Raw genomic sequence first — 14,866 nt, 5'->3', positions numbered from 1 at the left:
GGAAGTCTTCTTTTTTATAAAAAAACTACATGCCTCCGTGCCAGCAGCTCCAGCAGCAATGTCCCGCACAGCTCCAGCAGCTGTGTCCCGCACAGCTCCAGCAGCTGTGTCCCGCACAGCTCCAGCAGCTGTGTCCCGCACAGCTCCAGCAGCTGTGTCCCATGCAGCTCCAACAGCTGTGTCCCGCGCAGCTCCAACAGCTGGCACAGCTTCCGCAGCTCCAGCAGCTTGCGCAGTGTTTAACATTGGCGTGATGGCGGTCCGGATCCCAATGCGTCATATCGTCTGCCTGGAAGTGATCCATCTCCAACGACTGCAGTTCATCATGGAATGGTTGCATTTTAATATCCCCCTTCATCGTTAAAATTTTTGACCAAAACACAGTAAAAGAAGAATGAAACATAAGCAAAGTCAGATTAAGTCAAATACCCCGGGTACTCACAAGATCAAATTATGAGGTCTGTTAGGTGGTTGTTACTAATTTGAACGCCTATTTTTCCTGTTATTGGATTTTGTTGGAGGGAGGTTTTTATTTTGCGGCCATACTTGCGGCAGTTTATTGATATAAAGATCGTTGGAGGCTGGGAGAGGATGAAATCCTAGGCTAAGTAGAGATGTAGCATCAAAGAATGCAATCTATGAAAATAAGGTATTAATAAAAATTTGACTCTAAAAAAACGGATTCGATTGGTAATGAATTTCAATGTAGTGAAAGTCGAATTCTCAAGGGAAAGTCGTAAATTAATGCAAAAATAACTTCTGGAAACAAACATCTAAAGTAAAGAAAGCATAGAGGGTAAAGGTAGCTATTCGGCTTACGGATTAGCAGGAAAAAATCAATTGGCGTTGTATATAGCAGTGAAGCATCTTCTAAGGACACAGTGCTCTTGCAGTTTTATGCTGATGCGAATGCTTATGTATCAGTTGCTACAAAAACTCTTTCAACAAGTATGCTTTCTAATAATTTGATAGAGAAGGAGAGATTGCCTTGGCCAATTTTTCAATAATAAATGCGGTTATTGTATTAGGAGTCTTACTATTAATTGTTTGGGGGATTGTCTCCTTTATTAGAAATTCAAGAGGATCATAACATGATGAAAGGCCGGACAACAGACCGGCCTCTTTTAAATCGTTATTTCACAATCAGCACGGGGATCTCCGATTTTGTCGATATCTTGTCGCTGACGCTGCCGAACAGGAGCTTTTTCAGGCGGTTCTGGTCGCGCGTACCTGTGATGACGAGGTCAGCGCCGATGTTTTCAGCATGCTGCAGAACTGCGTTGGCCGTGTCTCCTTCCAGCACCTCGATTTCCGCGTCGTACTGGTTTTCGCTCAATATGATTTTCGCTGCCGCAATCGCTTCTTCCGCGCTGTCCTCGTAGATCATGGGTTCACCGGCCAAGTCTGAATCGCGGGGGATCCGGGGTGCGGCCGGGAAGCCGCTGTAAAGGTATGGCGCTCCGGCAGCTGGTCTTTCGGCCGCAGCCTCTGTTCTCACTTGCCTCGGTTCATGGACATGGGCGACGGTCAATTGTGAGCCGAGCCTTTTCGACAGGTCGATCGCTTTTCTCAGCGCTTTTTTGCTTTCCTCTTTTCCGTCAAACGCGACTATGATCCGGTCAGCTTTAAACAAATTGATCATTCCTTTCAGAATGGATTTACTGTCATATTACCCGTTTTCCCAACAAATCTAACGAAATATAAGAATATGAATCAAAAGCCTGCTATTCGCCAAAAAAACAAATTGACAATTAAAGGGCCGTACTATAAGATGGAAAATATTAATAAGATTGGAGGGTATCGTCATGATTAGAAATATCAATGCATCAGTTCAACAACAAAAGCACCTAAACGTGACATTTCCATACCTTCCTTATGCTCAGGAATCCGTTTCACTCTAACAATTTTCAGAAGGAAGGCGCATGTCGCGTGAACAAGCGTACATGCGCCTTTTTATATTAAAAAAGGCATGCTGGTACACAGTGTGCCTTTTTTTTCGGAGAAAAAACATCCTGTTTCCGATGCGGAGCAGCATGTTTTTCCAATAAATCAACCGCACATAAGGAGGAATTTTTTATGCCGAGTATCAGAAAAAACGAAATCAAAGATTGTAAGGAAAAACTTGAAGGCGGCTAAAAAAGGAGAGGATATCGATGTTTTCTGTTTTATGGAAGCTGGGCTGGTTTTTTAAAGCCTCATGGCGGCGCTACACGATAGCGGTCGTCCTATTGATTATTGTAAACGTATTGGAAATGTTTCCGCCGAAGCTGCTTGGCAACGCGATTGACGATATGCAGGCGGGCACTTTTTCCAAGGCCGGCATGCTCGGCTATATCGGTTTATTTCTTGCGCTTGGCGCAGTTGTTTATACCCTGTCCTATTATTGGATGTATCAGCTGTTTGGGGGAGCGAACCTGGTCGAAAAAATTCTCAGATCCAAGCTGATGGGCCATTTGCTGAAAATGACGCCGTCTTTTTACGAGAAGAACCGCACAGGGGATTTGATGGCGAGGGCGACAAATGATTTAAAAGCAATTTCCATGACGGCGGGCTTCGGCATTTTGACACTGGTCGATTCGACGATGTATATGCTGACGATCCTTTTAACGATGGGTTTTTTGATCAGCTGGAAACTGACGCTTGCTTCGATCATTCCGCTTCCGCTGATGGCCGCCGCCATCAGCATCTACGGGAAAAAAATTCATGAGCGTTTCACGGAAGCGCAGGATGCGTTTGGCGCTTTAAATGATCAAGTGCTCGAGTCCGTGTCAGGGGTAAGGGTGATCCGGGCCTATGTACAGGAGAAAAATGATGTCAGCCGGTTCAACAGCATGACGGCTGATGTGTACAAGAAAAATATGAAAGTCGCTTTGATCGATTCGCTGTTTGAACCGACGGTGAAGCTTTTGGTCGGGATCAGCTATTTAATCGGTCTTGGCTACGGCGCCTATCTTGTTTTCCGCAGCCAGCTGACATTGGGTGAACTCGTCTCTTTCAACGTGTACCTCGGCATGCTGATCTGGCCGATGTTTGCGATCGGAGAGCTGATCAATGTCATGCAGAGGGGAAATGCTTCGCTTGACAGGGTAAATGAAACATTGGCATATGAGCCTGATGTGAGAGAGCCCGCTGAACCCGAAGCAGCGGAGCCGGGCGATATTGTGTTTGACGGGGTCACTTTTACGTATCCGAGCTCTGCGTCGGAAAACCTGGCCGATATTTCATTTACCGTATTAGAAGGACAGACGGTCGGAATCGTCGGAAAGACGGGGAGCGGCAAAACGACATTAGTCAAGCAGCTGCTGAGGCAGTATCCGCAAGGAAAAGGAACGATCACCATTTCGGGCGTGCCCATTGAACGTCTGCCGCTTGATCAGCTCCGCAGCTGGATCGGGTATGTGCCACAGGACCACGTGCTGTTTTCAAAATCAGTGAAAGACAATATTTTGTTCGGCGGACACCTCGCTGAAGAACGCGATTTGCACGCCGTCATCTCTGCAGCACATCTGAAAAAGGATATTGAGATGCTTTCAGACGGCTTGGAGACAATGGTCGGAGAGAAGGGAGTCGCTTTATCCGGGGGGCAGAAACAGCGGATTTCAATTGCGAGAGCGATGATTGCGGAGCCCCAAATTTTAATTTTGGATGATTCGCTGTCCGCTGTCGACGCGAAAACGGAAGCGGCGATTATTGAAAACATCCGCAGCAGACGGAAAGGCAAAACGACGTTTATTACATCACACCGGATGTCGGCTGTCGAACACGCCGATTTCATTCTCGTCATGGAGGATGGAAGGATCGTTGAGAGAGGGACGCATCAAGAACTGATCGGCCGGAAAGGCTGGTATTTTGAACAATATGAAGCACAGCAGCTTCCTTCGGGAGAAGAAGGGGGCACTGTAGCATGACAACAGGAAAAAGGCTTTTCCAATATGCGCTTCTTTATAAAAAAATTCTCATCTGGGCGCTCGTCATGCTGACGATCGCCGTCACAGCCGAGCTGACTGGGCCGATGATCGCCAAAAAGATGATCGACGATCATATTCTCGGAATTGAAAAAACGTGGTATGAAACGACAGAGAACTCGAAATATACTGTTTCCTACAAAGGAAAGGAATATATCAGGGAAGACAGGACAGACCCTTCAGCTGAAAAGCTGCAGGAAGTTCACATCTTTCAAGTCGGTATGAACTACTACTTTGTGGGGAAACCGGTTTCCTTTGACGGGGAGCGGACGGTTTCCGGGGGAGAGCTGAGAATGACGAGCGGAGACCGGACGGAAACCTACAAGGCCGATCGCCTGTCTTTGTCTGAAGTGTATGCTTTTTACGAGCCTGAAATAGGAGGGCTGATCTCGCTCGTTTCTATTTATTTCGGCCTTCTCATTTTCTCGATCTTTTTCCATTACGGCCAATTCTACCTCTTGCAGATGAGCGCAAACCGCATCATTCAAAAGATGAGACAGGATGTATTCGCCAACATTCAAAGGCTTCCTATCCGCTATTTTGATAATTTGCCGGCAGGAAAAATCGTTGCAAGGGTGACGAATGATACCGAAGCGATCCGCGATCTGTATGTGACCGTTCTTTCGACGTTTGTTACAAATATCATTTATATGGCCGGAATATTCGCCGCACTGTTTTTCCTTGATGTCAGGCTGGCCGGCGTCTGTCTGTTGATTGTGCCCCTGATTGTCATTTGGGCGGCTGTTTATCGAAAATTCGCTTCATGCTACAATCATAAACTTAGGTCAATCAACAGCGAGATCAACGCCAAAATGAATGAATCGATTCAAGGCATGACGATTATTCAGGCATTCCGGCGCGGACAGGACACAAAAGAAGAATTTGAACAGCTGAATGACAGCCACTTTCATTACCAAAATAAAATGCTGAAATTAAACTCGCTTATGTCCCACAACTTGGTCAACATTCTGAGAAATGTGATGTTCACCGCTCTAATATGGTATTTCGGGGGAGCTGCCCTGAACGCGGAAGGAATGATTTCAATCGGCGTACTCTATGCATTCGTCGATTACTTGAATCGTTTATTTCAGCCGATTACGGGCATCGTCAACCAGTTTGCCAAGCTTGAATTGGCGCGTGTATCATCGGAGCGGGTTTTCCGCCTGCTGGATGAGCCGGGCGTCGATGTCAAAGAGCCGAGCAGCGAAAGAGCGCGGGGGCGAGTCGTGTTTGAGGATGTATCATTTCGCTATCATGACGGTGAAGATGTGCTGAAAAACATCTCATTTGAAGCGAAGCAAGGGGAGACCGTTGCATTGGTCGGTCATACGGGCTCAGGCAAAAGCTCAATCATGAATGTTCTTTTCCGCTTTTACGATATTGAAAAGGGCGATGTCAAAATCGACGGCAGAAGCATATATGATATGTCAAGGCAGGAAATCAGAAAGCATATGGGCATCGTTCTCCAGGATCCTTACTTATTTTCCGGCACGATTGCTTCAAATGTCAGCCTTGACAATGCTGATATTACTAGAGAGCAAATAGAAGACGCCTTGAAACAGGTCGGGGCTCTTGAGGTGCTCGCCCGTCTGCCGAAAGGCCTTGACGAGCCGGTCATCGAAAAAGGAAGCACCCTTTCTTCAGGAGAAAGGCAGCTGATCTCGTTTGCCCGTGCGCTGGCATACGATCCGGCTATTCTTATTTTAGACGAGGCGACGGCCCATATCGATACCGAAACAGAAGCGGTCATTCAAAAAGCGCTTGACGTCGTCAAACAAGGGCGCACAACCTTTATCATCGCCCACAGGCTGTCAACGATCAAAAACGCCGACCAGATTCTGGTGCTTGAAAAAGGCCGGATTATCGAAAGGGGAAATCATGAAGAGCTGATGAAGCAAAAAGGCCAATACTATCAAATGTATGAACTGCAAAAGGGGAAAGGAACCCTGATAGGGTAAGCCGGATCTTCACCCGGCCTTAATAAGCGAGCCCCACCCTCGCCTTGACAAACTGGTCAGACTCTAGCTGTGTAAAAAGAAAATGGGCGGTGTCGCCGGTGGATATTTCTCTTCCGCCGGGCGGCAGAACATCCTGTTCAAAACGGTATGTCTTCAATGCCGGCCCATCGGGGAGATACGTCGGGCAGACGATCGTCCAATCCAAATCAGATTCGCGGAGCCGTTCGTACACACGGGCATGTTCTTGAGCTGCGCGCGTAGAGCGCCGTTTTGATTCGTTTGTTTCAAAGCGGTAAAGGGCCGGGTTCTGCCTTGCGTTTAAAATGCCGGCGGTTCCGATGGTAATCAGCCGTTTGATCCGATGTACGTTCATGGCGTTTATGATGTGTTCGATGGAGACGGTCAATGTATCGTCTCCATCTGTGTTTAAACAGCTGACAACGATATCGCAATCTTTTATTAAAGACTCGACGTCATGCCGGTTCTTGGCGTTTCCTATATGTGCTTGGCATAAATCCGGAATGCGGGCGCCTTCCGTCCTCCGGACAAGTGCGTTAACGGAATGGTGCCCATCCTCTTCAACAAAATTGAGAAAGGCCTGTCCGACACGGCCTGTACCTCCAAAAAGCGCAATCTTCAACATGATCACTCCCATCGGATCTATCATACGTCAGATCGTCCGGAAGAAAAAGCCCCGCGTAAACAAAAGGTTCCATGATAAGGACGGACATTTGAGACATACTCATTCAATAGAGAAATCCCGACAAATTGAATCAATTCCCAATTGATGCTCAACATCAGCTACATGCCGACCCCTCCTTTATACCAGCATATGAAAAAAGGAGAAGCGGGTGCGGGCTTTCACAAGATATGCCAGAGGGGCGGGCCCCCGTGATGGCAATGAATGAGAAGGTTTGCCGAAAAGCTAAAGAAGGTGCAGTATATGCACCTTCTGTTATCCATGAATATGAAGTTGTTTAAAATTGTTGACCGCCCATAGATGCTTGAGCTTGGGAAACTAAACGTTTTGTAATTTCTCCGCCGACAGAACCGTTTGCACGGGAAGTCGTGTCAGCGCCAAGGTTTACGCCGAACTCAGAAGCGATTTCGAATTTCATTTGTTCGATCGCTTGCGCTGCTCCTGGGACAAGCAGTTGATTTGAAGAATTTTGATTAGCCATTTGTCATCAAACTCCTTTATAAAAATGGTATGGTTGGGCTGACTGGAGTTGCACCAGCTGACGGCTTCCACCGATAGAAAACCGCTGCCTTCTCGGCTAAAGCCCAATGTTGGTTTGTACTACGTATTATGGTGGATTCAATAAAATAAATGCGCGTTTCAATCTGGTAAATGTTGAAAGACGAAAAGGTTATGATTGGGGCAAGCTAAGGAAAAAAGCCAGGAGGATGAAGAAGATGATGTGTCCAGTGTGCAACGGGATTCTCGTCCAGACGAGGCATTGTCCGAAGTGCGGCGGGGAAATGGCGGACGCCGGGAGAGCAACCGATTTTTTCGGTCCTTACAGTCCGTACATGGAGTTCGATTCATTTAAACAAACGCAAACCGCGTGCGTTCATTTATATACGTGCCAAGACTGCACTTATGAAGAAACCGTTGAAATTGAAACGACCGAAGCATAGCTGCATAGAGAGCCGCAGCATGCTTCGGTCATGTTTGAAACTGTGTTATCCTTCAGAGCGGATGCGGAGCTCCGTTTCTTTATCAAAAAAGTGAGCTTTATTCATGTCAAGCGCCAGTGGAATCGTATCGCCGGCCTGAACGTCGGTCCTTGAATCGACTCTGGCGATAAACGGCTGAGTGCCGGCCTGCGAATAAAGCATCGTTTCCGCGCCCATCAGCTCGGCTACCTCAATTTTCGCATCGACTTTCGAGTCTTTTGACGCTTCAATGAAAACAGGTTCATCATGGATATCTTCAGGCCTGATTCCCATGATGATTTCCTTGCCGACATAACCCTGGCCGCGCAGAACTTTCATTTTTCCTTCCGGCACGCGAACCGAAACGCCGTCGAATGTAAACATGTCTTCTTTCAGAGTGCCGGTAAAGAAGTTCATTGCAGGAGACCCGATAAAGCCGCCGACAAACACGTTTTCCGGATTTTCGTAGACTTCCTTCGGCGCCCCGACCTGCTGGATGATTCCGTCTTTCATGACGACGAGCCGCGTAGCCATCGTCATCGCTTCCGTCTGGTCGTGGGTGACATAGATGGTCGTCGTCTGCAGACGCTGATGAAGCTTTGTGATTTCCGCGCGCATTTGTACGCGCAATTTGGCATCAAGGTTTGATAGCGGCTCATCCATCAAGAACACCTTTGCATCCCGAACAATTGCCCGGCCTAAGGCGACGCGCTGGCGCTGTCCGCCGGAAAGCGCTTTTGGCTTTCTATCCAAATATTGTTCAAGGCCCAGAATTTTGGCCGCTTCATGGACACGCCGTTTGATTTCATCCTTCGGAAACTTCCGCAGCTTCAAGCCGAAAGCCATATTGTCATAGACGTTCATGTGCGGATACAGGGCATAGTTTTGGAATACCATCGCAATGTCGCGGTCTTTAGGAGCGACATCATTCATCCGTTTGCCGTCGATTGTGAATTCGCCATCCGTAATTTCCTCAAGGCCTGCGATCATTCTGAGCGTTGTCGACTTGCCGCAGCCTGACGGTCCGACAAAGACGATAAATTCCTTATCCTCGATATGAAGATTAAAATTATCCACAGCCGTAACTTTGTTGTCATACACTTTGTATATCCGATCGAGCACGAGTTCCGCCATTTTTTCTCCCCCTCTTTTATGTAAGCGCTTTAACTGATTTAAGTTTATAAAAAACGGCAGGGCGGTGTAAATGGACATGGTGCACAATTTCTTTTCGTGCATATTGCTGAAGCCGCTAAAGGAGATGCATCATCAAATAAACAGCGGCTGCTTCTTCAAACTGTCTGATGTCAATTGCAGTCCGTTCGATAAATTTATCAATTCTGTACTGCAGGCTGTTTCGGTGGATAAACAAACGTTTGGCTGTAAGAGAGGCATTCAGGTTGCATCTCATATACGTTTTGATGGTCAGGGATGTCTCGGGATCAGACAGCGCTTCTCTTACGGCGTCCGAAAATGAAGAAGCATGAACCCGCTCCGGTTTTGCCGTCAAAAAAGACGGGAGGCACTGGCAAAACGTGGCGACGTTTCCGATGTCACCCGCTTCCAGCATGTAATGAAACATTTGTTTTTCAAAGCGGATTTTGCCTTGAAGCGATCCGTTGACTGGATGAAGCTGGCCGCTGAAAAACACAGGAGTTGCCATGAAATCGCTTGTCAGTGCATCCGCAAGCTCGGACAGCTCTTTTTTTGCGAGAAACGGTGAAGGATTTTCGTGGACGATAACGGCTTCATGCCGGTCGTACCATACAACAAGCGGGTCTTTAAAAAAGCCGCTGACCGCTTCTTTAATCGCCTGTCTTTCTTCAGGGGCATGCTCCATTTTAAAAAAATGGCCTTGAATCAGCTGAATGTTTCCCGGGTTTTGGAGGGGGGCATCGCAAAAGAAATATTCGTGCCATTCTTTCTCCCGCTTTGTCAGCTGCTGCGGACGATGCGGTTCTGAAAAAGGCCGGAATAGGCAATAGAGCAGCTCTTTTTCCCGGTCGGTGACCGCGCTTTTCAAAACGCCGAAAGTTTCGCCTTCGTCGGTTTGAAACCATAATGCATCGTGCTTTGAAACAGCCTTAGATCCAACCATCCGTTCACCGTAAAGCGTCTTTAATTTCTCCAGCATACGTCAACGTCCTTTTCTTTACTCGTAAATATGGAAGAGCATTAATTCATGAATTTCGCTTTTCAGGGAAGGCTCGTCATCATGCGGGGGATAGGTGCTGCCCCACTCGATTTCCCCCGATTTATGATAAATTCCTTCATAATGAATCCCTTTATGATAAAACGATATTTTCCAGCCGGGAAGCCTTTCTTTTTTAAACAGCGGCTTCCATTGAAAGTGAGAAATCATTAACGCCACGCTCCTTCATTGATTTCAGGTGGGCAAAATCCAGCGAGCAGACTAAACGTTGATTTGTTATCATTGTATCTCATTCACAGAAAAGATCATAGATTCTTTTCAAATGGAGATTTTCAAAAAAATACCGTGAAGAAGCAGATTCTTCACGGCTTGAGGTCATGCCACATGTCCTCCGGATTAAGGATTGACTGTTCGGTTAAATAAGAAGCATATTCAAAGCTTCTTTTCTTCGTTAAGCGGCTGACAGATGCCAGACGGGGATGGGAGAAGATTCCTCGGCCGGGCCGGGAGTTGGCTTCAAACAGCCACACCTTTCCCGAACGGTCCAATCCCAGGTCAAAGCCGATTTCTCCGATGAAACCGTCAAGCTTTTCGTCAAGGACCCGGCTGAGAAGGACCGCTGCTTTTGTCAGCTTTTGCAGAGTGTGAAGCCTTTCCTGAGGATCATCATAAATCTCTGCAAGTGTTTTCACGGCGCCGCCGCTCGACATATGGGTTGTAATTCCGTCCTTTCCAGCGATTTTGGCCGCGATGGCTGTGACGGTCCATTGACCTTTTCCGTTTTTGTTTGTATGAACCCTGAAATCTGCCGGGTGATGATCCACTTCGATCCGTTCGATGCCTTGCTGGGCAAGATAAGAAGTATGTTTGTGAAGCATCTGCCATTCTTTTAAACATTCAGCAGCGGACGAAAAAGATGTGACGCCTTCGGCATGTCTGGCAAGAATACCGTTTTCTTCCCGTTTTGAAAGCTGGAATATGCCTTTGCCGAAACTGCCGCCGGCGGGCTTTACATAAATGAAGCCGTATTGGTCGATCATGTCTTCGATTTTATCGGCATCGGGCTCCAATGCCGAAAATGGAAGCAATTCCGCTGTCCTCTCGTCTTGCTGCAGACATTCATAGATCTCCCATTTATTAAAGAAGCCCGGATTGAACCACGGAATGCGGTATTCATCCATAAGCCGTTTTTTTGTTTCCCGCAAGGCGGAGGATTCTTCGGCTTTGCGGTTCGGCAGTCTGTCGTATACAACATTAGGCAGCGGGACTATGGCCTCCTCCCAGCCGTTTTCCCTGAAAATGAGAGCCTGCACCGTGCCTTCTTCCCAATTAATCTGGTGCGCCCCGAACAGATAGCTGTAGCCTCCTGCCGGGAGATCCATAGTCAAAAGCTTCGAAAAAAATAAAGACCTTCCTCTGACAGGATCCAGCTGCGATTTTGTGAAACCGGCGGTGAAAATCCCGATTAAAGGCCCGATATAGACGGTATTGTCGCGAAAAAGCAGGGAGGCTTTGCCGCGGTACGGAATCCGCAGGTTTTTGTACAGATTTTCGGATAATAAAACGGTGCGCTTCAAATGGCTGTCAAATGAGACATGGCACCGTTCAACACTCGTACCGAAAGCGGCGAATAACAGACCGTCCTGTTTGAAAGAAGCGGGCAGGAGCATCGTGTTTTCACTCGTCTGGTGGATGCCGACCGTCAGCGGTTGACCGGTCATCTTTTCTCAGCCCCTTTCTCGCCGGCTGAAGCCGTTAAGAATGAGCAGTACTCCAAAGGACCTTTATACAAAAGCTCCCTTTTTTCAGGAGAGTGCTTGATAAAAGCGTGTTTTCCGGGCTTTGAGTTGACATCCAGCAGCCAGACTTTTCCGTCTTTTGTCAGGCAGATATCAAGGCCGAGCTCGAATAATGGCCCGTGATTTGATTCAAGCGCCAGGGGAACGGCCTGCGCCATTGTCTCTAAATCATCGAGAAGGACGGCCTGGCGCTTTTTCGGCACGGATAAAAGCCAGCTGTCAAAGCTCACCGCCTCAGAGCCACCGGCCAGGTTTGCAAGCAGTCCATGCTGATAGCTCCGCCTTACCGTTTTACCGGCTGTTTCCCATTCGCCATAGCCGTTTTTCTGTAGCAGCAATCTGATATCACAAGGAAAACCGTCCTTGTCTTGAATATCGAGGAACGATTGCAGCAGATAGCGGTGCTGAAGAACTTTTTGGCACCACGTTTCAAATGAGGCCTGTTTCGAAAATGATTTCAGCTGTTTGTGTTTTCCGGTTTGGTAGGCGGCCTTTACCGTTTTTCCCGTAAGCTCAAGATGAATGATGCCGCGGCCTCCTGATCCGGATGCAGGCTTCAAGATGCATGATTTTTCTTTTGCAAGCTTGCGCAGGATATCCTGGGCATTTTCTGCAATCGTTGTTGCAGGAAGGTAGGACTTGATGACGGGATCGGCTTTCAATGCTTTGTAAACCGTCCATTTGTCAGGAAGTCCAAGTCCTAAAAATGTCGTTTTAGGATACTTTTTGAGCCATTCGACAATCGGTTTTGCTTTTTTCGATTGCTGATCTCTGCCGTAAAAGCAGCGGTCATAGATCAATTCCGGGATTTCTCTTTCAATTTCATTCCACTGTCCTGACTTCGGGTGAAAGGAGAGCCCTTTCACAAGCAGGGAACCGGGGGAAATATCCAGGGGGGTGAACCGGATAAATCGGATTCCGTAGTCCGAAGCCACTTTGGCCAGTTCTTCGGCATAGGCTTTTTCATGTCCGTGCGACAGCGACATAAATCCAAGCGTGATCATGATTATACCTCCTTCATGAAAAACAAGGCTTAACAGGCTGAGACTGTCAAACTTCGGGCAAACTTTAATATATAGACTTCTGTTTCATGATACGCTTGAGATTGCAGAAATAGGCTTTTGTAAATTGGAAATGATTAAAAATTTTAGAGCGCCCTTTATACAATTGCCATCTGACCCATTGTATTTTGAAGCGGCTTGCTCCATTCTGTTATTTGCCCGTCTTTTATTCAGCTACTATAATAACGTTAGGCAAGACGGTGAGGACCATCGCCAAGACCTACGCTGTACAGCTATGATGTCAGGTAAAAAGGAAGGCAGTTGAAAAGAACATGTATGTATTTGGGATTTTTGCCGTTATGATTGCAGTCGGTGCACTTATCGGCGCTGTAACGAATCATTTTGCGATTAAAATGCTTTTTCGCCCCTATAAAGCGATCTACATATTTGGAAAGCGGGTACCTTTTACGCCCGGATTAATTCCGAAAAGGCGCGATGAATTGGCGAGACAGATGGGACAGATGGTCACAGGCCATCTGCTGACAACAGAAGGGCTCAAAAAAAGGCTTGCATCCGATGCGGTCAAAAGCCAGGCGGTGCAGGTTGGAGAGAGGCTTTTGGCCCGCCTCTCGCAATCAACGGCCACCGTTGAAGAAGCATTGGAAAGCATCGGGATTTCAAACCCCGCCCAAAAAGCGGATCGAGCGGTATCCAGATTGGCGGATGAGAAGCTGACCGCATTTTTAGAGGCGTATGAGAATGAACCGCTGAAAAAGCTTTTCCCTCTTGAGGCTCAAGAAAAGCTGAAAGAAAAAATTCCGATGGTGTCCAGCTATATTTTAAGCCAGGCTGTCAGCTACTTTGAAAGCGATGAAGGCAAGGACCGCCTCGGACATATGATTGACGATTTTTTGAAAGAACGGGGCATGCTCGGCAGCATGGTGCAGATGTTTTTAGGCAACAGCAGTCTGGTTGACCGGGTTCAGCCGGAGATTGTGAAGTTTTTAAAGAACGGCGAGACCGCGGGGCTTTTACAGGATCTGCTTGAAAACGAATGGGACAAGCTGAAAGAATATACGTTCAAGGAAGCAGATGACAAATGGAACCTCAAACCTCTCATTTTCGATTTGAAGGAAAAGCTTTTGAAACGATTCTCGCTTCAGCCGTTTTTCGAAAAGACGATCGGCTCCTCTATTTCCAGTTTTGAGCAGGATATCGCTTTGCGCCTTCCGCAGATGGCCGACCGCCTTCTGGAAGAAGCGGGCCGCCGCCTTGATCAAGCGCTCAAACAGCTGGAACTCGAGCAAATCGTCAAGGAACAGGTGGACAACTTCCCCGTTGAACGTCTTGAAGAAATGGTGCTGTCCATTTCCAAGCGGGAGTTTAAGATGATCACGTATTTAGGCGGCCTGCTTGGCGGAATCATCGGAGCGGTGCAAGCCATCTTTGTGATTTTGATCTGAGGCTGAAGACGGCCTGCTCATACGGAATTATCGTATAACTGTGAAAAACACTCCATAGTTTGTTATAGTGGAGTGGTGCCGATTCCATAAGAAGAATACGGGCAGGAAAGGAGCGGATCAATATGACGGTCAATTTACATGACTCGGCTTATGACTTGGAACAAGCATTGCGTCAAAGCGAAGAATATTCCCGATTGAAAAATCTTTATGATGAGGTGAATGGCGACCCATCTGCTAAAAAGATGTTTGATAACTTTCGCGATATTCAATTGAACCTTCAGCAAAAACAGATGAACGGCGAAGACATCACCCAGGAAGAGGTCGAACAAGCGCAAAAATCCGTGGCGCTCGTCCAGCAGCATGAGAAAATCTCGCAGCTGATGGAAGCAGAACAGCGGATGAGCATGCTGATTGCTGATTTAAACAAAATCATTATGAAGCCTTTGGAAGAGCTTTACGGAAATCCGGAGAGCTGATAAAAAATCCCCTCTTGTCTTGACAAGAGGGGATTTTTTCACTAAGTGAACAAATAATGTTCATAAAGATTTAAAAAAGACTTGTCAATTTGTGAAATAGTTGCGATAATACTAAATGTAAGTGCTTTCATTTTTGCCGGGATACGATCATGAAAAACGGACTGGCGGCAAAATGATAAGGGGTACAGAGGAATTTGACAGATTGAAAGCACCGTCTGCTGGTCAAATAAAGGGGTTGTCAATATACGGTGAATTGAACGAAAGGGGCGTTGAATTCACTGTTTTGAATATGAGGGAGAATCATGATCGTATCCACAAGATGCGAAGTCAAAAGTCTGTGAAAACAGGCTTTTTTTAGTATGTACATCAAGAGGGCTGTTCTAAAAAAAGGGACCG

15 protein-coding genes are annotated in these 14,866 nt (G+C 47.0%); 5 read left to right on the top strand and 10 right to left on the bottom strand.

Going from position 1 to position 14,866, the window contains the following annotated elements; translation table 11 throughout:
- Window positions 1–25 precede the first annotated feature (25 nt).
- Both ACVC9U_RS13850 and ACVC9U_RS13845 read right to left on the bottom strand, forming a co-directional pair.
- Complete coding sequence (locus ACVC9U_RS13850) at window positions 26–280, bottom strand: hypothetical protein (protein WP_367304927.1); 255 nt, start codon at window positions 278–280, stop codon at window positions 26–28.
- A gap of 852 nt (window positions 281–1,132) precedes the next feature.
- Entirely contained in the window at window positions 1,133–1,633 is a 501-nt protein-coding gene (locus tag ACVC9U_RS13845; RefSeq protein WP_011197701.1) for a universal stress protein, read from the bottom strand.
- A gap of 520 nt (window positions 1,634–2,153) precedes the next feature.
- Here ACVC9U_RS13845 and bmrC point away from each other — a divergent pair.
- Both bmrC and bmrD read left to right on the top strand, forming a co-directional pair.
- Complete coding sequence (bmrC, locus tag ACVC9U_RS13840; RefSeq protein WP_144573390.1) at window positions 2,154–3,908, top strand: multidrug ABC transporter ATP-binding protein BmrC; 1,755 nt, start codon at window positions 2,154–2,156, stop codon at window positions 3,906–3,908.
- On the top strand, window positions 3,905–5,923 hold the full coding sequence (bmrD, locus tag ACVC9U_RS13835; protein ID WP_071583509.1) for a multidrug resistance ABC transporter ATP-binding protein/permease BmrD: 2,019 nt from the start codon (window positions 3,905–3,907) through the stop codon (window positions 5,921–5,923). Before bmrC ends, bmrD begins: the two co-directional genes overlap by 4 nt.
- A 19-nt stretch (window positions 5,924–5,942) precedes the next feature.
- Here the strand turns inward: bmrD and ACVC9U_RS13830 are convergent, their stop codons facing one another.
- From ACVC9U_RS13830 to ACVC9U_RS13820, 3 genes are all read right to left on the bottom strand, one after another.
- Window positions 5,943–6,566, bottom strand: a complete 624-nt coding sequence (locus ACVC9U_RS13830) for an NAD(P)-dependent oxidoreductase (protein WP_441391224.1) — start codon at window positions 6,564–6,566, stop codon at window positions 5,943–5,945.
- Window positions 6,567–6,586: 20 nt separating this feature from the next.
- A complete protein-coding gene (locus ACVC9U_RS13825) occupies window positions 6,587–6,721 on the bottom strand; it encodes a hypothetical protein (protein WP_441391170.1) in 135 nt (44 codons plus the stop codon).
- A 179-nt stretch (window positions 6,722–6,900) separates the two neighbouring features.
- Window positions 6,901–7,104: an alpha/beta-type small acid-soluble spore protein gene (locus tag ACVC9U_RS13820; protein WP_003180196.1), complete on the bottom strand. Its 204-nt coding sequence runs from the start codon at window positions 7,102–7,104 to the stop codon at window positions 6,901–6,903.
- A 235-nt stretch (window positions 7,105–7,339) separates the two neighbouring features.
- On the opposite strand from ACVC9U_RS13820, the gene ACVC9U_RS13815 reads away from it, so the two are divergent.
- Entirely contained in the window at window positions 7,340–7,564 is a 225-nt protein-coding gene (locus tag ACVC9U_RS13815; RefSeq protein WP_003180197.1) for a hypothetical protein, read from the top strand.
- A gap of 45 nt (window positions 7,565–7,609) precedes the next feature.
- Here the strand turns inward: ACVC9U_RS13815 and ACVC9U_RS13810 are convergent, their stop codons facing one another.
- From ACVC9U_RS13810 to ACVC9U_RS13790, 5 genes are all read right to left on the bottom strand, one after another.
- The gene (locus tag ACVC9U_RS13810; RefSeq protein WP_003180198.1) at window positions 7,610–8,716 is read right to left on the bottom strand and encodes an ABC transporter ATP-binding protein; all 1,107 of its coding nucleotides are present in this window, start codon (window positions 8,714–8,716) and stop codon (window positions 7,610–7,612) included.
- 115 nt (window positions 8,717–8,831) lie between these two features.
- A complete protein-coding gene (locus ACVC9U_RS13805) occupies window positions 8,832–9,713 on the bottom strand; it encodes a helix-turn-helix domain-containing protein (protein ID WP_003180200.1) in 882 nt (293 codons plus the stop codon).
- Between the two features lie 18 nt (window positions 9,714–9,731).
- On the bottom strand, window positions 9,732–9,950 hold the full coding sequence (locus ACVC9U_RS13800) for a YheE family protein (protein WP_170865385.1): 219 nt from the start codon (window positions 9,948–9,950) through the stop codon (window positions 9,732–9,734).
- Window positions 9,951–10,093: 143 nt separating this feature from the next.
- Window positions 10,094–11,452: a YheC/YheD family endospore coat-associated protein gene (locus tag ACVC9U_RS13795; protein ID WP_003180205.1), complete on the bottom strand. Its 1,359-nt coding sequence runs from the start codon at window positions 11,450–11,452 to the stop codon at window positions 10,094–10,096.
- Window positions 11,449–12,534, bottom strand: coding sequence for a YheC/YheD family endospore coat-associated protein (locus ACVC9U_RS13790; RefSeq protein WP_071583510.1), 1,086 nt, complete (start codon window positions 12,532–12,534; stop codon window positions 11,449–11,451). Before ACVC9U_RS13790 ends, ACVC9U_RS13795 begins: the two co-directional genes overlap by 4 nt.
- Before the next feature lie 329 nt (window positions 12,535–12,863).
- On the opposite strand from ACVC9U_RS13790, the gene ACVC9U_RS13785 reads away from it, so the two are divergent.
- On the top strand, window positions 12,864–13,994 hold the full coding sequence (locus ACVC9U_RS13785) for a DUF445 domain-containing protein (RefSeq protein WP_441391169.1): 1,131 nt from the start codon (window positions 12,864–12,866) through the stop codon (window positions 13,992–13,994).
- 122 nt (window positions 13,995–14,116) lie between these two features.
- The gene (locus ACVC9U_RS13780; RefSeq protein WP_003180211.1) at window positions 14,117–14,470 is read left to right on the top strand and encodes a YlbF/YmcA family competence regulator; all 354 of its coding nucleotides are present in this window, start codon (window positions 14,117–14,119) and stop codon (window positions 14,468–14,470) included.
- Window positions 14,471–14,866: the final 396 nt, after the last annotated feature.

It is taken from the genome of Bacillus sp. GM2, from assembly GCF_056155945.1.
This window is presented reverse-complemented; position numbering and strand designations above follow the sequence as displayed.